We start from the raw sequence: 19,097 nt of genomic DNA, 5'->3' as shown, positions 1-19,097 counted from the left end.
TTATGAGTAATAACCGGGATCACGCACTGATCAAGCGTTGCCTGCGTGGTGACCGGATGGCGCTGGGCGAGCTGGTGACGAGCTACGAGCGGCCGGTTTTCAATGTCGCGTACCGGATACTGGGAAATCCGGACGATGCGGCCGACATTACGCAGATCGTGTTTCTGCGCGTGTTCGAGCGGCTCGACCAGTACAACCCGAAGTACAAATTTTTCAGTTGGATTTACCGGATCGCGATCAATGAATCGATCAACCAACGCAACCGCGACCGCCACGAACAGCCCCTGGAAGAGGAGCGGGTTGCGGGCGGTTCGCACCCCGAGGATGCGCTGCAGAATGCGCAGCTCTCGGACGTGATACAGGACGGTCTGATGACCTTGCAGGAAGATTACCGGACCGTGGTGGTGTTGCGGCATTTCTCCGAACTGTCTTACCGGGACATCGCCGAAGTGCTGAACATTCCGGAAAAAACCGTCAAGTCGCGGCTGTACTCGGCCCGCCAGCTGATGAAAGTACAGCTTCGCGAACAAGGGGTAGTGCAGCGATGATCGAAGAACGAATTGCGGACATGATCCAGGCCGATGTGGACGGCGAACTGCCGGCCGCCTCGCGCGCCGAACTCGACGCCGTGCTCGCGCAGTCCGGTGAGGCGCGGCGCTTCCGGGACGAGATGATGCGGGTTGCGCGGTTGATGAACGAATTGCCGCCGATCGATCCTCCACCGGGACTCACCCGTCGCATCCTCGACCGCATTCAATTACCGAGCCCCGAAGGCTGGCATTCCCGGGTCGCCGCCTGGATGCGGCCGGCTTCCTACGGCATGGCGGTCGCAGCGGGCGTGGTCATCGGCATAGGCGTGGCCAATTTCGCACCGCGCTTCGACGCCGATATCGCCGCGGACCTTCCGGGCCTGGTGGGTACGATGGTGGATCGTTCCGCCCTGCAGGCCCCGAACGCCGCCGACCGGATGGTCATCGACCGGCCCGGTGTCCGGGGAGAAGCGGTGCTGGTTCCGTTGGGCGACATCTGGTCGCTGCAGTTCAGCTTGAATACGAGTAACCCGGTCGAAATACGCGTGAGCGCCGATCCGGCGCTGCGTTTCGGCGGGTTGGCCGATCCGGAATCCGAACTCCGGATCGTTGAAGTTTCCGGGGGGGATGTGCGTCTGGTGCATGAGGGAAGGCACCCGTTCGTGTTGTACCTGCAAACGGAATCCGGCAGGGACGTCGGGTCGCGGGACATCGCGGTTTTCATCGGTCGAGACGGCGAGACGCTGTTCGAAGGCCGATTGCAGACCGGGGGGTGAGGACGGTTCCGGCAGGCGCCCCCGGGCGCCTGGAACCGTACCGCCAACTTTTTTGCCGCCGGCCGGTAATTGTTACTGAACGAAATCATTCGGTTCAGTGCAGTCGACCCATCGGGGACGGCGGTAATCGGAACCCAAGCTCGGGAGTAGCATGATGAATACCAGACAGGCTGGCAGTACCCGGATCTGGATGTTGATCGCGGCGCTCGTTATCGCAGTGGGGGCAATGCTGTATTTCGACCACTTCGGTACACCCACCCAGGAAGAGCACGTGACCGGAACCATCGTTCCCGCCCAGCGTTACAGTTCGGACCAGATTTCCGAAGATGATGTGGTGCTGGGGGATGAGTCCGTGTCGAAAATGATGCAGACCGACACCTTTGAAGCCCTGCGCAGCGGCTCGGACGTCGCGGCGCTGCAGGCCAGCGAGGCCATGAATGCCACCCGCGCCGCGGAACGGGCGACCGAGCGGGCCGCCGAAGCCATGCGGGCTTCGGAACGGGCCGCCGAAGCCGCCAAGGCGGCGGAGCGGGCCCAGGAGGCCGTGAAGGCCGCGGAGCGCGCCAACGACGCGGCCAAAGCCAGGCAGCGGGCCGCTGAGGCCATGCGTGCGTCGGATCGGGCCGCGGAAGCCGCCCGTGCCGCTGAACGGGCGGCAGCCGCTTCACGCGCCGCCGAACGCGCTGCCGAGGCGGTGCAGGCCGCGGATCGGGCGCAGCAAGCGGCGAATGCCGCCGAGCGTGCCAATGATGCCGCGAAAGCGGCGGATCGCGCAGCCGAAGCCAATCGGGCCGCGGAACGCGCGGTGCAGGCCGTGAAGCTCGCCGAGCGGGCGCACGATGTCGCGCGCGCGGCGGACCGGGCCGCTGAAGCCATGCGGGCCTCGGAACGCGCCGCAGAAGCCGCCAGGGCGGCGGAGCGGGCCAATGACGCCACACGGGCCGCGGAACGTGCGGCCGAAGCCGCCCGGGCCTCCGAGCGCGCCGCTGAAGCCATGCGGGCTTCGGAACGTGCCGCTGAGGCCATGCGTGCCGCGGAACGCGCCAGCGAGGCGCTGCGGGCCGCTGATCGCGCCAACGAGGCGCTGCGGGCGGCCGAGCGGGCCAACGACGCGACCCGTATGGCCGAGCGGGCCGCCGAAGCCGCCCGGGCTTCCGAACGGGCCGCCGAGGCCATGCGCGCGGCGGATCGTGCCGCCGAAGCCATGAGGGCTGCCGAGCGCGCCGCTGAAGCCATGCGGGCCTCGGAGCGCGCCGCCGAAGCCATGCGAGCCGCCGACAAGGCGCAGCAGGGCGCTGACGCCGCCCGCCGGCAGTAGTCTTTCGAAAGCCGCGCCCGTTTGCGGGTTCGGCATCGGGATCGTTTCGCCACCCGGTGGCTGATACAGGGCAGGGAGAGGCCGACCGGACGGCTCCGGAATTGCCACCGTGTCGGAACACGGCAGGTGGTACCGAATCCGGACTAAAAAAACCGAAAGTCGATCGAACGACTCCGCCAGTCTCCGGACTGGCGGTTTTTTTCGTCCGGCAGAAGTCCGGTGGTGGTGTCCCCGGGTCGCGATTGTCCGGGCCCCGTCGCCGCCAGGTAGTATGATGAAGGACGAGCGGGCCTGAGGGAGCGCTGGGCGATGGGGCGATTGCGACTGGGATTCCTGGTGTTGGTGTTGTGTTCCAGCCCGGCACTGTCCGATGAATTCGAGATGGACATGCTGGAGACCGAAAATCTCCGGCTGCTGTATTTCGACCCCCTGACTACCTATCTGACGCCGCACGTGGCGCGCAGTTTCGAAAACTCCATGAGCTTCCAGCAGAAGATATTCGGCTGGACCCCGTACGAAAAAACCACGGTCATGCTCAAGGACTTCATCGACTACGGCAACGCCGCGGCCCTGTCCTCGCCACGCAACCTGCTGTGGATCGATGTCGCTCCGCTGAATCACACCTTCGAGACCTTTCCGGCACTCGAGCGCATGTACATGCTGATGAACCACGAACTGGTCCACGTCGCGACCGGCGATGCGTGGAATTCCCGGGACCGGCGCTGGCGGAAGTTTTTTGGTGGCAAACCGCCGTCTACCGGGGTGCATCCGGAGTCCATCCTGTATGCCTACCTCACGGCGCCGCGAAATGCCGCACCGCGTTGGTACTTCGAGGGCAGTGCGGTGTTCATGGAAACCTGGATGTCCGGCGGCATTGGCCGGGCGCAGGGCGCTTTCGATGAAATGGTGTTTCGCGCCCGGGTGCGTGACGGCGCGCATTTCTACAGCAACCTCGGCATCGTTTCCGAAGGCACCGCGATCGATTTCCAGACCATGACCAATGCCTACCTGTACGGCACGCGGTTCATGAGTTACCTCGCGCACGAATACGGGCCCGAAGAGGTCATCCGCTGGCTGAGCCGCGACGAGGACAGCCAACGCTACTACGCGCACCAGTTCCGGCACGTGTTCGGCCAACCGCTGGAAGTCGCCTGGGACGAATGGATCGGGTTCGAGCATGCATTCCAGCGCGCCAACCTGGATCGGGTCCGCCAGCACCCGATCACCCCGTTGCAGCCGCTGTCCCGCGAGCCGCTGGGTTCGGTGTCGCGGGCTTTCGTCGACGCGTCATCGGACCGCTTGATCGGGGGCTTTTACTTCCCCGGGGTGGTCGCGCATATCGGGGCGCTGTCACTGGCGGACGGCAGCACGACCCGCCTGAGCGACATCAAGGGTCCGATGAAATACCGGGTCACGGCCACGGCGTGGGATCCGGTTTCAAATACGCTGTTCTATACCGCCGACAATCTGGCGATGCGGGACCTGATGGCGCTGAATGTCCGCACCGGCGAGGCCCGCATGCTGCTCCGCGATGCCCGGATCGGCGATCTGGCTTTCAACCCGGCGGACCGCTCTTTGTGGGGCTTGCGGCACCTCAACGGCTACGTCACCCTGGTGCGGATGGCCCCGCCGTACGAATCCTGGAACCAGGTGCATACCTGGCCTTACGGCGAGGTGTTGTCGGATCTGGACATCTCGCCCGACGGTCGGCTGTTGGCAGCCACGATGGAGGAAGTCAGCGGCCGCCAGTTCCTGCGGCTGTTCCGTCTCGAGGATCTGCGCGATGGCTTTACCGTGCCCCTCACGCAGTTCGATTTCGGCCGCGCCATTCCCGAGGGCTTCGTCTTTTCGCCCGATGGGCGGTATCTGTACGGCAGCTCTTACTACACGGGTGTGTCGAACATTTATCGCTACGAGGTGGCGAGCGGTGATATCGAGGCGGTCAGCAACGCCGAGACCGGCCTGTTCCGCCCGATTCCTCTCGATGACGGCTCCCTGATCGTGTTCGAATATACCGGTCAGGGCCTGGTGCCCAGCCGAATGGATCCCCGGCCGCTCGAGGATCTGAGTGCCATCACATTCCTGGGCAATGAAATCGCCCGCAAACATCCGGTGGTCCGCGAGTGGGCGGTCGGTTCCCCGGCGCGGATCGACCTGGACTCGCTGATCACCCACCGGGGACGGTACAACCCGCGCCGTGAACTGGAATTCGAGTCGGCCTATCCCGTTCTCGAGGGGTACCGGGATTCCGTGGCGCTGGGTTACAGCATGACCTGGGAAGACCCCATGCTGTTCAATTCCCTGCGTGCCGACCTGTCCTGGAGCCTGGACGGTTCATTGCCGGACAGCGAACGGCTGCATGCCGACATCGAGTGCCAGAAGCTCGGTTGGCGTTTTCGCTACTGGCACAACGATGCGGATTTCTACGACCTGTTCGGTCCGACCGAACGCAGCCGCAAGGGGGATGCGGTCATTGCCGGCTACGAACGCGCGCTTGTTTTCGACGACCCACGCCGGCTGGACCTCGAGACGGAACTGGCCTGGTTCACCGGGCTCGACACCCTGCCGGGGAACCAGAACGTGGAAACCCGTTTTGAGGACCTGTTGTCCGGCCGGGTTGAACTGCGATACACCCACACCGAAAAGTCCCTGGCGGCGGTCGATCACGAGAAGGGGCTGCGCTGGAATGTCGCGGCCTGGGTCGATCATGCCAACGGAGACACCGTGCCGAGGCTGAGTGCCGGCCTGGACTTCGGTTTCGCACTGCCATGGAAGCATTCGTCGGTGTGGCTGTACAACGCGGCCGGCGTCGCGGACGGTGATCGTGACAATCCGTTGGCAAATTGGTATTTCGGCGCGTTCGGAAACAATTACGTCGATGACCGTGACGTCAAACGCTACCGTGAGTACCACAGTTTTCCGGGATTCGAAATCGACGAAATTTCGGGTCAGAACTTTGTCAAGTCGGTGCTGGAGTGGAATTTGCCGCCCCTGCGCTTTCGCCGCGTGGGAACGCCGGCGCTGTACCTGCAGCACCTCCGCCCGGCCGTGTTCGCCGGCGCGCTGGTCACCGATCCCGGCCATGGCCGGCTCGAGGAGTTCTACACCAGCATCGGCTTTCAGCTGGACCTGAAGTTCACGGTGGTGCACCGCTTGCCGATGACCCTGTCGCTGGGTTTTGCCCGGGGTTTCGTGGACGGCAGCAAGGCCGATGACGAAATCATGGTGTCCCTGAAGATCCTGTGAAAATGCGCTCATCCGGCGGGTGGGGCGCTGACCCGTCCCGATTCATCGCGCCAGCGTCCGGCCATTGCAGTGCCATTGCCGCGCCATTACCGTGCTGGCGACGTTGACAGACCGGGTGGACCTGCAGAGAATCATGCGCTCATGAACCCGGACTCCCACATCGATCCCGGATTTCCCCTGTGCGAACTGCATCGGCATCTGGATGGCAGCGTCAGGCTTGAAACCCTGCTCGACCTGGCAGACCGGCACGGCATCGACCTGCCGGGCGACAGCGTGGCGTCGCTGCGGCCGCACGTTCAGGTGATCGACCCGGCGGACGGTCTCATGGCTTTCATCGCCAAGTTTCAGTGGTTGACCGCGGTACTGGTGGACACCGACGCCTGCCGCCGCGTCGCGCGGGAAAATGTACACGATGCGGCACATGAAGGCATCGACTACATCGAACTGCGATTCAGTCCGTGGTTCATGGCCGAAACCCACGGCCTGCAGCCGCAGGCGGTGGTCGAGGCGGTCATCGACGGCGTGCGCGCGGGTGCCGACGAGACCGGTGTCGACGCCCGGGTCATCGGCATTCTCAGCCGGACCTACGGCGTTGAAACCTGCCACCGGGAACTCGATGCGCTGCTGGCCTGTGCCGACGGGCTCACCGCTGTCGACCTGGCGGGCGATGAGAAGGGCTTTCCGGCGCGTCTGTTTCGGGAGCACTTCGATCGCGTGCGCGATGCCGGCCTGCACGTGACGATCCACGCCGGTGAGGCCGACGGACCCGACAGCGTACGGGCGGCGATCGAGGATCTCGGCGCGGAGCGGATCGGCCATGGGATTCTCGCGGTTCGGGATCCTGCGGTCGTGGAATTGCTGGCCATGCGTGGGATCGGGCTGGAGGTTTGCCTGACGTCCAATCTGCACACCAGCGTGGTTTCCGATTACCGCGATCATCCCCTGGGCGACTTGATGGCGCACGGCGTCAACGCGTGTCTGAACACCGACGATCCGGGTATCAGCGGTATTGACCTTGCCCACGAGTACGACGTGGCGGCACCGGCGGCCGGGCTCGACCGATCGGCTATTCACCGGTTGCAGCGGCAGGCGCTGGAGATGGCCTTCATCAGCGACGATGAGCGCCAAAACCTGCGTGCCCGGGCCGCCGCCGATGACACCAGCCACGCCTCGTGAGTTCACCCGTGCGCAGCCGGATCTCCGGGAATGCCGTATGAAGGAGCGGGGATGAGCCGCTATCCGGAACGGATTGTCTGCCTGACCGAAGAAACCACCGAGACTCTGTATCTGCTCGGTGAGGAGCGGCGCATTGTCGGCATTTCAGGATTCACGGTGCGGCCGCCGCGCGCCCGGCGCGAAAAGCCCCGCGTGTCGGCCTTCACGTCGGCGAAAATCGATCGCATCCTGGCACTCGAACCCGATCTCGTACTGGGTTTTTCCGACCTGCAGGCCGACATCGCCGCGGAGCTGATCCGCAACGGCGTCGAAGTGCATGTGTTCAATCACCGATCCGTCGAGCAGATTCTCAACATGATGGTTCAGTTGGCGTCCCTGGTGGGCGCCGGAGATCGCATGCTGGAATGGGTCGGGGTGTGGGAGCACGAGGCGCGGGCCTTGCGGGAAGACCTGCCGCCGGTGGACCGGCGGCCAGTGGTTTATTTCGAGGAGTGGGACGACCCCATCATTACCGGTATCCGCTGGGTTTCCGAGCTGGTCGAACTGGCCGGTGGCCGTGATTGTTTTGCCGACAACGCGCTTCAGCCTCTGGGCCGCGACCGCATCGTCGCCGATCCGCTGGAAGTCGTTCGCCGGGCGCCGGACATCATCATTGGATCGTGGTGCGGAAAGAAATTTCGCCCCGAGCGTGTGTCGGCGCGGCCGGGCTGGGAAGCGGTGCCCGCGGTGCGGGCGGGCCAGGTCTTCGAAGTCAAGTCGGCCCTCATCCTGCAGCCCGGACCGGCGGCCCTGACCGACGGGCTGAAGGCCTTGCGGCGGATCATCTCCAACTGGCCGGGGCGCGGTTGACCGGCAGGTTCAGGTAACGCCGTGCCATCCGCGGACGGATGTTAGGATAATCCGCCTGGCCCAAACGGAGAAATCTCATCAGTTCCTGGAGCGATAATGCCCGCCGCCACCTCGATCCGTGGCGCAGCCCGCGCCGTGTGCGTTTCTGGGTGTTGGTCGGGTTCATCCTTTACTCACTCGCGGGATTTTTTCTGTTGCCGCGCTGGATCGAATCGTTCCTGACGGACATTTCACGGGACCTGTTGGGGCACACGGCCCGGTCCGAACGTATCGCCGTCAATCCCTGGACGCTGGTGCTGGAAGTCGAGGGCTTCGCCCTGGACGATCCCGATGGCACGACCTGGCTTTCCTTCGACCACCTTCGGATCAATCTCCAGGTTTCCGGCCTGTTCCGGCGTGCCTGGACCTTGCGTGAATTTCACCTGGATGGTCCGCGCCTGCGCATCGAGCGTTTCGGATCGGGAGAAACACGGCTGGGACGGGTACTCGCCTCGCTGCCGGAGTCCCAGGCTGAAGATGCGCCGGAGAGCGGGTCATTGCCGCGCTTGCTCATCAGCGATTTCAGCATCACCGGCGGAGCGGTGCGCGTGGTCGATGCGGTGCCCGAGCCAGCGCAGGATTTGAGCTTCGCGCCCATCGAAATCCGGGTGTCCGACCTGAGTACCCTGGAGGAACGCGAAGGCGACAAGGCCATTGCCGTGGAACTGCCGGGTGGGGCGACCCTGCGTCTGAACGGCAAGGTGCATCTGGCGCCGACCGAGATTGCCGGAAGCCTTCGGGTCGAGCGGGCCGACCTGGCCCCGGTGCTGCCTTACCTTCGTTCCGCTGTCGCGGTCGATGCTCTGGAGGCCTGGTTGACCGCGGGTTTCGACTATCGGCTGAGCTGGCCAGCCGGTGCCGGGCCGGTGGTGGAACTGAGCGACCTGGAACTGGTGCTGGCCGACGTCGCGGTGTCCGCCGCGTCGGACAGTGGTCCGTTACTCAGGCTCGAAGAAGTCCGGGCGACGGGCGGGCGCCTCGGGTTTCCGCAGCGGCGTGCCGGATTCGACTCGCTGCGGGTGGCGGGGCTTTCGGCGGACATCCGTTCGGCGGCCGACGGCCGCCTCAACCTGCAGTCTCTGGCGGTGCGGCCGGGGGCCGCTGCCGCGCCCGACCCGGACGCGATTCCGCCGGATGTGTCCGGCGCACCGGTTGCCAACGATCCCGGTCAGGGGCCGGTCGGCTGGGACGTCACCGTCGATTCCGTTGACCTGGTGGAAGGCCGGGTCGCTTTCGAGGATCGCGCCTTCGATCCGCCGGCGGCGCTGGTTCTGGACCGCTTGAATCTGGCGTTTGAAAACGTCGGCAATCAGCCGGACACCGAAATCCCTTTCGACGGGTCGGCGGTTCTGGCCGGGGGTGGCGAGGTGAACCTGAACGGCCGTGCTTCGGTGCTTCCCGAAATTTCCGCCACTGCCGGCATTGAAGTACGGGAAATTCCGGTGGGTCTCGCCCAACCCTGGGTGTCGCGGGCCTCGGAACTGAAATTCGAATCGGGTCTCATCGAGGCCGGTATCGAGGCGGTCTGGAGTCCGGATGGGGCGAAATCGGCGGCCGGTACCGTCACGGTCAGTCGTCTGGAGGTGGTCGATGCGCGCGACGGGCAGCCGCTGATCGGCTGGGAGCGTCTGGGTATCGAGCGGTTCGAACTGGATCTCACGGGGCGTGATCTGAACGTGACCCAGGTCGACCTGGCGCAGCCGCAGGGCCGTCTGACGATCCATGAGGATCTGAGCACCAATCTGAGCGGCCTGATGTCCGGGCCGGAAGGCGCGGCTGACGGTGAGTCCGACGCGGAATCGGGCTGGGGCATTCGGATCGCGCGCATCGGCATCGCCGACGGCGGACTGGACTTCGCCGACCGCTCTCTGCCGCTGCCGTTTGCGACCCGGATCCGCCAGCTCGATGGGCACATCACCACCCTCGACACCGGCAGTGCCGCCCCCGGGGAAGTCGAACTCGAGGGCCAGGTGGACGAATACGGATTGGCGCGCGCCAGCGGCACCCTGGACGCGATGGACCCCTTGCGTGACACCGACATGCGGGTCGAATTCCGCAATCTCGACTTGTCCAGTCTGTCGCCGTACAGCGTGGGCTTCGCGGGTCGCGAGATCGATGAAGGGCAACTGGACCTGGACCTGGGTTACCGCATCGAGGCCGGCGTGCTCAAGGCCTCGAACGACGTGGTCATCAGTGATCTTGTGCTCGGTCAGAAAGTCGATCATCCCGGCGCCGCCAGCCTGCCGCTGGGCCTGGCGGTCGCCCTGTTGACCGATTCGAACGGGGTGATCGACATCGAACTGCCGGTGGAAGGCGATGTCAACGACCCGGAATTCCGCCTTGGAGGCGTGATCTGGAAGGCCGTCGCCGGGTTGATTACCAAGGTGGTTACCGCGCCGTTCAAACTGCTCGCCGGACTGGTGGGCGCCGAGTCCGGCGATCTCGGTGAAATTTCCTTCCTGGCCGGTCGTTCGGACCTGCCACCGCCCGCCCGGGAAAAGGTGGCGCAACTGCGGGAGGCCCTGACCCGGAGACCGGAACTCGCCATCGAGGTTCCGGGAACCTACGTGGAGGCAATCGACGCGCCGGTGCTGCAATTCCGGGACCTGCGCCGCACCGTCCTGGACCGGCTCGGAAAGCCCGAAGGCGCGGCCGAGGCCAATGCCGGCGCCGATGCGGAAGCCACCGGCATCCGCGATGACATGCTGGACGGGCAGGTGCGCGGTGTGCTGGAGCAGTTGCACCGGGAACGATTCCCGGAGTCCCCGCTTGAAGCCATCCGGGCGGAACACAGTGCGCCTCCCGTTGATGATCCGGAGGGTGTAGCGGTGCTGGATGAACTGGCATACGCGATTGATCTGCGGGAACGGCTGGTGCAGTCGCAACCGGTTGAACAGGGCGAGCTGGATGCGCTCGGGGAAGCCCGGGCCGTGGCGGTCCGTGCGGCCCTGCTGGCCGACGGTGGTCTCGACGAGAACCGGGTGGCGCTCGGCCCGGTGGTGCCGGGCGAGTCCGAAGACGGCGACTGGGTCGTCATCGAACTGGAAGTCGCCGCCGACTGAGGATGGTATTCAGCCGGGTTCGAACGGCGGCAGGGTGGGGCGCTGCAGCCAATTGGCCTCGGACCAGTGCGCGGTGGCCGGGGCGAAGTGCAGGGTGAAGGCCTGGCGCGAACGGTTGGAGCGGTTGCGCGAACTGTAGTGCGGCATCAGGTCGCTGAATACGATGATGCTGCCGGCGGGAACTTCCAGCGCCACGGCTTCGTCCGGCCCGGGCCAGGCCTGATCGGACAGCGTGCGCAGTTCGCCGGCCAGTGTCGTCCGATCCACTTCGTAAATCTCCCTCAGCGGCCCCCGGTGGCCGCCCGGTTGTACCCACAGGCAACCATTGTCCCGGTGCGCGTCCTCGACGGCGACCCAGAATCCCACCACGGCTGGCGGACGGGTGGCAAGGTAGCTCGCGTCCTGGTGCCAACGGACTTCGCCCCCGATGCGGGGTTGTTTGAAAATGTACATCGTCTGCCACAGCCGTGGCTCGGACATGCCCAGCGCACGCAGTATGTCGCCGAACACGGGCAGCCGGCAAAATGTGCCGAATTCGGGCACGAGATCGTGCAGTGCGTGGCCGATTTTGTTGATGGCGCGTTCGCGCGGACAGGTGAGATTACCGTTCGCATCCAGAGCGTCCTCTTCGAGAAAGCAATGGACCGCTTCGGCGGATTCCATGAAATAACGGTCCCGGCCCCGGTCACGGTCACCGGTGCTGAACACGCTGCGGTGCTGCTCGATATCGAATTCGGACACGATGCGCGCCGCCGCCTCGCGGATGCCCGCAATCGCCGTGGCCGGGAGCGCGGAGTCGAACACCAGGTAGCCCCGGTCGTTGAACCGTTCAGCCAGGCCATTCGCAGTGTCGATCGGAGCCGTCATGGTATGGGCTGGCAGATTAGCATGGGAGGGGCGATACGGTTCAGGCGGACCGCAGCACACTCACCGGGGCGTGGGTGACGACGCGCCAGGTGGCAGCCATTCCGCTCAGGCCAACCAGCAACATGCCGGCCACGGGCCCGGCCAGCCACAGTAAGGCGCTGAAACCGTAGTCCAGTTCAAACAGTTGCGTCGCCAACAGGTAACCCGCAAGCGCCGCACCGGTCGATGCCAGAACGCCGGCGAGAAGCCCGATCGCGATGAACTCCGCCGCCACGCCGGCCAGCACGCGGCGGCGGGTCGCGCCGAAGGTGCGCAACATTGCGCTTTCGTACCGCCGTTCATCCCGGGTTGCCTGGACAGCCGCCCACAGGACCGTCAGGCCGGCCAGCAGGGTGAACACGAACACCGCCTGGATGGCCAGGGCCGCCTTGTCCATCACGTCGCGAACCTGGGCCAGCGCAGCGTCCAGATCGATGGCGGTCACCGACGGAAAGGCGCGCATCAGGTCGAGCACAATGTGGCGTTGCGCGTCGTTCACATACAGGCTGGTAATGTAGGTGGCGGGGTACTCGTCGAGGGTCCCCGGTGAAAAGACCATGAAGAAGTTTGGACTGAACGAGTCCCATTCGACGGTGCGAAAACTGGTTACCCGCGCGCTCACGGATTCGCCGGCAACGTCGAAACCGAGCACGTCACCGAGACCGAGGCCGAGTTCGGCCGCGAAATCCTTTTCCACGGATACTTCGGGTTCGGACGGTATGCCGTTCCAGAACGAACCCGCGACAATGCGGTTGTCGGGCTGCAATTCGCCGGCCCAGCTCAGGTTGGCATCGCGGCGGGCCCATTCATCGCCCTCCGGATCCTCGAACCGGATCTGAGTGACGTCCTCGCCGTTGATGGTGGTCATGCGAGCCCGTACCAGTGGCACGAAGCGTGGCGCCTCGAGTCCCCGCCCGGTCAGGAACGCCGCCATCGGGTCGACCTCGTGTGGCTGGATGTTGATCAGGAACTGGTTTGGCGCATGGGCCGGCAGCCCCTGGCGCCAGGTGTCCATCAGGTCGTTGCGGACGCTGGTCAGCAGCAGCAGGACCATCAAACCCAGTCCGAATGCGACGACCTGCACGACACTTTCACGTCCGCGCCGCGACAGGTTGGCGAGACCGTAACGCCAGGACACGCCCGCGGCGCCGCGCAGACGCTGGAGGCCGCGTACCAAACCCGCGCCGGCCAGGCCCAGAAGAACGAAGGTGACGGCGGCTCCGGCCACGATGGCCAGCACCAGATTCAGGTCGCGCACCATCCACAGCAACAGGGCGATGATGGCGCCCACCGCGGTCAGCATGGCGGCCGTGTAGCGCAGCGGCGGTGGCCCGAGATCGTGTCGCAATACCCTCAGTGGGGGCGTTTTGCTCATCTGCATCAGATCGGGCAGCGCGAATCCGGCCAGGATGCTCACCGCGGTCACGATGCCCAGGGTGGCCGGGCGCAGACCGGGTTGGGGCAGGGCGGAGCCGATCAGGTCCTGCATCAGCCAGGCCAGGCCGTGTTGGGCCAGGTAACCCGCGAGGCTGCCCACGAGACCGCCGGCCAGGGCCAGCACCAGCAGTTGAACCAGGCTCGACACCGTCACGTCGCCGCGGCTGGCGCCCATGCACTTCATCAGCGCTATGCGGTCGCGATGACGGTGGGAGTAACGGCGCGCGGCCATGGCCACGGCCACGGCGGCCAACAGCACGGAAATCAGGGAGGCCAGGTTGAGAAATCGTCCCGCCCGGTCCATGGCCGAGCGAATCTGCGGGTTGGTGTCTTCGATGTCGGCCAGCCGTTCGCCGTCGCCGAGCCAGGATTCGAGCCGCGACTTGAAGGGCTCGACCTCGTCGCGTGTCCCCGCGAACAGCATTCGCCAGCGCACCCGGCTGCCGGGTTGGACGAGTTGGGTGGCATCCAGGTCGGCCCGGTTGATCAGCAGGGTGGGTGCCAGGTCTGCGAAACGAAATCCTTCATCCGGCCGGTGGTCGAGGACCCGGGTCACCCGCAGTAGTGCCGCGCCCACTTCGATCTCGGTCCCGGTGTCGCTGCCCAGGCGGGCCAGCAGTCGTGGCGAGGCCCAGGCCTCGCCCGGCGCGGGCAGGCCTGCCTCGGTTCGCACCGGTCCGAGCAATTGTCCGGAAGTGCGCAATTCGCCGCGCAGCGGATAACCCGGACCCGCCGCCAGAATCCCGGCCAGCGTATTGGCTTCGCCGGCGAAAACCACACTGGGCATGCTGGCGATTTCCGCCGTTTGCAGGCCGGCCGCCCGGGCCCGTTCGAGATACTCGGTGCTGATGGGCTGCGCGGACGACACGCGCAGGTCGGCGGCCAGGGATTCCGCGGCCCGCAGGGCCACGGCCTGGCCGACCCGGTCGGTCAGGAAAGCAACGGCTGTCAGCGCACTTACCGCCACCAGCAACGCCGCCGCGAGTACGGTGAGTTCGCCGGCGCGCCAGTCGCGAACCAGCAGTCGCAGGGCCAGCCGCAGATTGCCGCCGCGAAAGGTCACGCCGACACGCGTTCGGCCGGCGCCGGTTCGATGAACCGGCCGGCATCCATTTTCAGCACCCGGTCACAGCGTGAGGCCAGTGCCGTGTCGTGAGTGACCAGGATCAGGGTCGTGCCGGTCTCCCGGTTGAGCCGGAACAGCAGGTCGATGACGGTCTCACCGGTGCGCTGGTCCAGGTTGCCGGTGGGTTCGTCTGCGAACAGCACGGCCGGGGTCACCACGAAAGCGCGGGCGATGGCAACGCGCTGCTTTTCGCCCCCCGACAACTGATGGGGATAATGGCCTTTGCGTGCTTCCAGGCCGACGGTTTTGAGCGCTTCGTTCGCCGCCTGGGCCGGATCGTCGGCACCCGCCAGTTCCAGGGGCAGCATCACGTTTTCGAGCGCGGTCAGGGAAGGAATGAGGTGAAACGACTGGAACACGAATCCGACGTGTTCGGCCCGCAACGCGGCGCGCCCGTCCTCGTCCAGCGCTGTGAGGTCGACGTTTGCGAGGCTAATACGGCCACTCGACGGAACATCCAGCCCCGCCAGCAGTCCCAATAGCGTGGATTTGCCGGCCCCGGACGGTCCGGTGACGGCGACCGTCTCGCCGCGGCGAATTTCGAGATCGACCTTGTCGAGAATGGTGAGCCTGCCCTCGGGGCTGCTAACCTGCTTGCTCAGTTGTTCTGCCCGTAAAACGGGCTCGGGAGTTTCCATGCGTTGCATCATCCTCGCTCTGTTTCTTGTCGCCGCGTGGCCTGTATCCGCCAGCGACGATGCCGAAGACTGTCTCGTGCTGATTCTGGGCGACAGTCTCAGCGCAGCATACGGCATGGAGCAGTCCGAATCCTGGCCCGCACTGTTGTCCGGCCGACTCCAACAAGATGGTTACCGCTGCCGGGTTTTCAACTCGAGCATCACCGGCGACACCACCCAGGGCGGGCTCGCGCGCCTGCCGCGTCTGCTCGAAGCCCATCATCCCGATGCGGTGATAATCGAATTGGGCGGCAACGACGGTCTCCGGGGGCTGCCGCTCGATGTAACCGAGTCGAACCTCAGAAGCATGATCACCCTCAGCCACGAAGCCGGGGCGAACATCATACTGGCCGGCGTGCAGTTGCCGCCCAACTACGGCCGGACTTATACGGAGCGCTTCCGGGCGATGTACCCGGAGTTGGCGGAGGAGTTCGGCATCGCCCTCATTCCCTTCATCCTGGAGGGCGTCGCACTCGATCCCGAACTGATGCAGGATGACGGGATTCATCCCAATGCACGGGCACAGCCGCGAATTCTGGATATCGTCTGGCAACGGCTCCGGCCGCTGCTGCACTGAGGCCACTGCGCCGAAGAGCCCGGGCGGATATACTCGCGCCGTCGCCCGGCACCTGCGGGGCATTCTGTTTCTGAAGGGAGATTCGCGATGCAGGAAACCCGCAAAGAAGGCTGGTTGTTGCCGATTCTGCTGGCCGCGCTGGTCATCGGCTGGTCCGTGATGGGCTGGTGTGACCTGTCGCAGGCGACCCAGGCAGGCTTCGAAACCGATGGCGACAATACCATCGTGCGGGTTCTGCCGGACAGCCCGGCGTCTTCCTCCGGACTGCTACGCGGCGATGTGATCACCCGGGTTGGAAACATTTCCGCGGAGAATGCGGCGGCGTTGGCGCGCCTGCCCCGGGCACGGCCGGGTGAAGTCCGCAATTACACGGTGCTGCGGGACGGCGAGGCGCAAACCGTTGCCGTTCGTTTCGGCCCACTGTTGCCGCGGACGCTGTCATTGAGCCGGGCGTCCTCGATCATCGGCCTGTGCTTTCTGCTGTTCCCGTTGCTGGCCTGGTACCGCCGGCCCGCGGAAGCCACGCGCGTACTCACCGTCATGGGTGTGGGGCTCAGCTTCGCGTTCATCGGTGGCCCGTACATTGCCGAGGCCGGCCTGCGGTCGGTGGTGCTGACCGTGACCACCCTGTTCATGCTGTCCGGCGTGGCCGCGATGGCGCAATTCCTGCTGGTTTTTCCGCGGCGCAGACCCTGGCTGGAGCGGGCGTACGGCAAATTCCTGCTGTACCTGCCGGCGGTGGTGTTGTGGGCCTTGCTGGCCTATCGCCTGCTTTTCACTCCGACGGCGACCAGCGCGTTGAATACCGTGACCAACCTGATGGCGGGCGTGGTGGTCGGTGGTTATTTCCTGCTGGCCCTGTTCCTGGTCCTGCGCAACTACAGCCGCACCGATCGGGCGCAGCGTCGTGCGTTGGCCCTGAACGGGATGTTGTGGGGAACGGTGTTTGGACTGCTGCCAGCGACCGTGGCCCAACTGGTGACCGCGTTCTCGCCGCAATCGGTGCTGCCGGGCCAGGACTTCTACTTCGTGTCCCTGGCGCTGATTCCCCTGTCCTGGTCGCGCTCGGCGAGCAGGGGAGACGCCAACCTCGCTTGAACCGTTAACGGATCAGCGGATGAACAGGGTCGCCGGTTCTTCCAGCAGATCCTTCATCGCCTGGATCATGGCCGCGGCGTCGTAGCCGTCCACGAAGCGGTGGTCGAACGAGGACGACAGGTTCATCATCCGGCGGACCTCGACCTTGCCATCCACGATCATCGGCCGCTCGACGGCCTTGTTGACTCCGATGATGGCAACCTCGGGCAGATTGATGATCGGGGTGCTCACGATGCCGCCGAGTTTGCCGAGGCTGGTCAGGGTGATGGTCGAACCGGACAGTTCGTCACGATTGGCGCTGTTGTCGCGCGCAGCGCCGGACACGCGGCGGATTTCATTCGCGAGATCCGCCAGTGAACGGGCTTCGACGTGCCGGACCACCGGCACCTTGAGGCCGTCGTCGGTCTGGGTTGCGATGCCGAGATGCACCGCGTGATGCCGAATGATCACGTTGCGCCCGGCGTCGTAGTGGGCATTGCACTGGGGAAAGTCCTGCAGCACCCGCGCCAGCGCAAGCCCGATGAAAGGTAAAACGGTATAACCGGGCTGGCCGGCGTCGAGTCGGTCGTTGAGATGACGACGCAGCGATTCCAGCGCGGTCACGTCCACTTCCTCGACGTAGGCGAAGTGCGGAATCTCCCGGTTGGCCTGGTCCATGCGCTCGGCGATCTTGCGGCGCAGTCCCACCACCTTGATCTCGGTGCTGCCCACCGCCCGTTTGCCACCCGGGGCCGGTTCCGCCGCGCCACCGGGCGTTCCGCCGGCGGCGACGAATGCGTCGAAGTCGGCTTTGAGTATGCGCCCGCGCGGACCGCTTCCCGTGACCTGGGTCAGGTCGACGCCGGCATCCCGGGCGCGCCGGCGAATGGAAGGCGACGTGCGTACCTTGCCGCCGGGTGCGGAGGAATTCGCTTCCGCCGCCGGGGCTGGCGCGACCGCCCCGGAGGGCTCCGTCGTGTCCGCGGCCTCGGCCGGGTTTTCGCTGGAGGTGCCGGACCCTGACGACGAATCTTCGGGCACGGCGGCATCGGTTTCGAAGACGATCAGCGGGGCGCCGACCGGGATGATGTCACCGACTTCGCCGGCCACGCGGACCACGGTTCCGGTGACCGGCGCGGACAGTTCCACGGCGGCCTTGTCGGTGAGCATCGAGCAGATCGGGTCTTCTTCCTCGACCGTTTCGCCCACCTGGACCATCCATTCCGCGATCTCGGATTCGACCGTGCCCTCGCCGAGATCCGGCAACTTGAATACGTATTCGCTCATCCTGCCTCCATCACCTTGCGAATGCCCGCGGTCATGCGTTTTTGTCCGGGGAAGTACTGCCATTCGAATGCGTGCGGGTAGGGTGTATCCCAGCCGGTTACGCGTTCTATGGGCGCTTCCAGGCACCAGAAGCACTCCTCCTGCACGGTCGCGACCAGTTCGGCGCCGTAGCCGCAAAAACGGGTGGCTTCGTGCGCCACCAGGCAGCGTCCGGTTTTTTCCACCGAAGCCTTCAGGGTATCCACGTCCAGCGGCATCAGCGTGCGCACGTCGATGATCTCGGCATTGACTCCCGCCGCCCGGGCCGAGGCCTGCGCCACGTGCACCAGGGTCCCGTAGGTAATGATGGTCATCTCGTCGCCTTCCTCAACGATCGAAGCCTTGCCGAGTGGTACCGTGTAGTAGTCTTCGGGCACTTCGCCCAGCGGGTGACTGGACCAGGGAATACCGGGTTTGTCCGGATCGCCGTCGAACGGACCGTTGTAGATTCGTTTGGGTTCGAAGAACACCACCGGGTCGTTGCTTTCGATCGCACTGATCAGCAATCCCTTGGCATCGAACGGATTCGAAGGCATGACCGTCTTGATCCCGGAGACGTGCGTGAAAATGCCCTCGGGGCTCTGCGAGTGGGTCTGCCCGCCGCGGATGCCGCCACCGCAGGGTGTGCGAATGGTCACCGGGGAGTAGAACGTGCTGTCACTGCGATACCGCAGTCGCGCCAGTTCACTGACCACCTGGTCGAAACCCGGATAGATGTAATCGGCGAACTGGATTTCGGCCACCGGCCGCAGACCGTTGACTCCCAGGCCGATGGCCGTGCCGATGATGCCGCCCTCGGCGATTGGCGCGTCGATGACCCGGTGTTCACCGTATTTTTTCTGCAGGCCGTCGGTACAACGGAACACGCCACCGAAATAGCCGACATCCTCGCCCAGGACCACCACCGACGGGTCGTTGGCCATCGCCTGGTCCATGGCCGAGTTGATGGCCTGGATCATGTTCATCTGCGCCATT

Annotated in this window: 14 protein-coding genes; 9 read left to right on the top strand and 5 right to left on the bottom strand. The window is 65.3% G+C overall.

Features of this window, described 5'->3' with window-relative positions:
* Positions 1–2: 2 nt before the first annotated feature.
* The 7 genes from V3330_RS03650 to V3330_RS03620 all read left to right on the top strand — a co-directional run bounded on the left by V3330_RS03650 (position 3) and on the right by V3330_RS03620 (position 10,996).
* Positions 3–548, top strand: coding sequence for an RNA polymerase sigma factor (locus V3330_RS03650; RefSeq protein ID WP_354694036.1), 546 nt, complete (start codon positions 3–5; stop codon positions 546–548).
* Positions 545–1,306: an anti-sigma factor family protein gene (locus V3330_RS03645; RefSeq protein ID WP_354694035.1), complete on the top strand. Its 762-nt coding sequence runs from the start codon at positions 545–547 to the stop codon at positions 1,304–1,306. Before V3330_RS03650 ends, V3330_RS03645 begins: the two co-directional genes overlap by 4 nt.
* Before the next feature lie 154 nt (positions 1,307–1,460).
* The gene (locus V3330_RS03640) at positions 1,461–2,624 is read left to right on the top strand and encodes a hypothetical protein (RefSeq protein WP_354694034.1); all 1,164 of its coding nucleotides are present in this window, start codon (positions 1,461–1,463) and stop codon (positions 2,622–2,624) included.
* Positions 2,625–2,933: 309 nt separating this feature from the next.
* Positions 2,934–5,870, top strand: coding sequence for a hypothetical protein (locus V3330_RS03635; RefSeq protein WP_354694033.1), 2,937 nt, complete (start codon positions 2,934–2,936; stop codon positions 5,868–5,870).
* A gap of 141 nt (positions 5,871–6,011) precedes the next feature.
* Positions 6,012–7,046 carry an adenosine deaminase gene (add, locus tag V3330_RS03630; RefSeq protein WP_354694032.1) on the top strand — a complete coding sequence of 345 codons (1,035 nt, stop codon included), beginning with the start codon at positions 6,012–6,014 and terminating at the stop codon, positions 7,044–7,046.
* A gap of 51 nt (positions 7,047–7,097) precedes the next feature.
* Complete coding sequence (locus V3330_RS03625; protein ID WP_354694031.1) at positions 7,098–7,895, top strand: cobalamin-binding protein; 798 nt, start codon at positions 7,098–7,100, stop codon at positions 7,893–7,895.
* A gap of 77 nt (positions 7,896–7,972) precedes the next feature.
* Positions 7,973–10,996, top strand: a complete 3,024-nt coding sequence (locus V3330_RS03620) for a DUF748 domain-containing protein (protein WP_435791379.1) — start codon at positions 7,973–7,975, stop codon at positions 10,994–10,996.
* A gap of 9 nt (positions 10,997–11,005) precedes the next feature.
* On the opposite strand, the gene V3330_RS03615 is transcribed toward V3330_RS03620, so the two are convergent.
* Genes V3330_RS03615 through V3330_RS03605 form a run of 3 tightly spaced genes read right to left on the bottom strand, consistent with a single transcriptional unit; the run spans position 11,006 to position 15,103 of the window.
* A complete protein-coding gene (locus tag V3330_RS03615) occupies positions 11,006–11,863 on the bottom strand; it encodes a phytanoyl-CoA dioxygenase family protein (protein ID WP_354694029.1) in 858 nt (285 codons plus the stop codon).
* Between the two features lie 40 nt (positions 11,864–11,903).
* Complete coding sequence (locus V3330_RS03610) at positions 11,904–14,402, bottom strand: ABC transporter permease (RefSeq protein ID WP_354694028.1); 2,499 nt, start codon at positions 14,400–14,402, stop codon at positions 11,904–11,906.
* Entirely contained in the window at positions 14,399–15,103 is a 705-nt protein-coding gene (locus tag V3330_RS03605; protein WP_354694027.1) for an ABC transporter ATP-binding protein, read from the bottom strand. The genes V3330_RS03610 and V3330_RS03605 overlap by 4 nt, the downstream gene beginning before the upstream one ends.
* Here V3330_RS03605 and V3330_RS03600 point away from each other — a divergent pair.
* Both V3330_RS03600 and V3330_RS03595 read left to right on the top strand, forming a co-directional pair.
* Positions 15,102–15,719: an arylesterase gene (locus tag V3330_RS03600; RefSeq protein ID WP_354694026.1), complete on the top strand. Its 618-nt coding sequence runs from the start codon at positions 15,102–15,104 to the stop codon at positions 15,717–15,719. The genes V3330_RS03605 and V3330_RS03600 overlap by 2 nt on opposite strands.
* A gap of 87 nt (positions 15,720–15,806) precedes the next feature.
* On the top strand, positions 15,807–16,817 hold the full coding sequence (locus V3330_RS03595; RefSeq protein WP_354694025.1) for a PDZ domain-containing protein: 1,011 nt from the start codon (positions 15,807–15,809) through the stop codon (positions 16,815–16,817).
* Positions 16,818–16,829: 12 nt separating this feature from the next.
* On the opposite strand, the gene V3330_RS03590 is transcribed toward V3330_RS03595, so the two are convergent.
* Together V3330_RS03590 and V3330_RS03585 are read right to left on the bottom strand one after the other, a co-directional pair.
* Entirely contained in the window at positions 16,830–18,083 is a 1,254-nt protein-coding gene (locus V3330_RS03590; protein ID WP_354694024.1) for a dihydrolipoamide acetyltransferase family protein, read from the bottom strand.
* Entirely contained in the window at positions 18,080–19,096 is a 1,017-nt protein-coding gene (locus tag V3330_RS03585) for an alpha-ketoacid dehydrogenase subunit beta (RefSeq protein WP_354694023.1), read from the bottom strand. The genes V3330_RS03590 and V3330_RS03585 overlap by 4 nt, the downstream gene beginning before the upstream one ends.
* Between the last annotated feature and the right edge of the window lies 1 nt (position 19,097).

The sequence above is a fragment of the Elongatibacter sediminis genome, assembly GCF_037892215.1.
Lineage (GTDB): Bacteria > Pseudomonadota > Gammaproteobacteria > Xanthomonadales > SZUA-36 > Elongatibacter > Elongatibacter sediminis.
The sequence above is the reverse complement of the archived record's forward strand: the minus strand, read 5'-3'. Positions and strand labels throughout refer to the sequence as shown.

Excerpts from the sequence above, each read along its gene's own strand:
- V3330_RS03650 (WP_354694036.1), top strand. The coding sequence starts at position 3 with ATGAGTAATAACCGGGATCACGCACTGATCAAGCGTTGCCTGCGTGGT.
- V3330_RS03645 (WP_354694035.1), top strand. The coding sequence starts at position 545 with ATGATCGAAGAACGAATTGCGGACATGATCCAGGCCGATGTGGACGGC.
- V3330_RS03640 (WP_354694034.1), top strand. The coding sequence starts at position 1,461 with ATGAATACCAGACAGGCTGGCAGTACCCGGATCTGGATGTTGATCGCG.
- V3330_RS03635 (WP_354694033.1), top strand. The coding sequence starts at position 2,934 with ATGGGGCGATTGCGACTGGGATTCCTGGTGTTGGTGTTGTGTTCCAGC.
- add (WP_354694032.1), top strand. The coding sequence starts at position 6,012 with ATGAACCCGGACTCCCACATCGATCCCGGATTTCCCCTGTGCGAACTG.
- V3330_RS03625 (WP_354694031.1), top strand. The coding sequence starts at position 7,098 with ATGAGCCGCTATCCGGAACGGATTGTCTGCCTGACCGAAGAAACCACC.
- V3330_RS03615 (WP_354694029.1), bottom strand. The coding sequence starts at position 11,863 with ATGACGGCTCCGATCGACACTGCGAATGGCCTGGCTGAACGGTTCAAC.
- V3330_RS03600 (WP_354694026.1), top strand. The coding sequence starts at position 15,102 with ATGCGTTGCATCATCCTCGCTCTGTTTCTTGTCGCCGCGTGGCCTGTA.
- V3330_RS03605 (WP_354694027.1), bottom strand. The coding sequence starts at position 15,103 with ATGGAAACTCCCGAGCCCGTTTTACGGGCAGAACAACTGAGCAAGCAG.
- V3330_RS03595 (WP_354694025.1), top strand. The coding sequence starts at position 15,807 with ATGCAGGAAACCCGCAAAGAAGGCTGGTTGTTGCCGATTCTGCTGGCC.
- V3330_RS03590 (WP_354694024.1), bottom strand. The coding sequence starts at position 18,083 with ATGAGCGAATACGTATTCAAGTTGCCGGATCTCGGCGAGGGCACGGTC.
- V3330_RS03585 (WP_354694023.1), bottom strand. The coding sequence starts at position 19,096 with ATGGCGCAGATGAACATGATCCAGGCCATCAACTCGGCCATGGACCAG.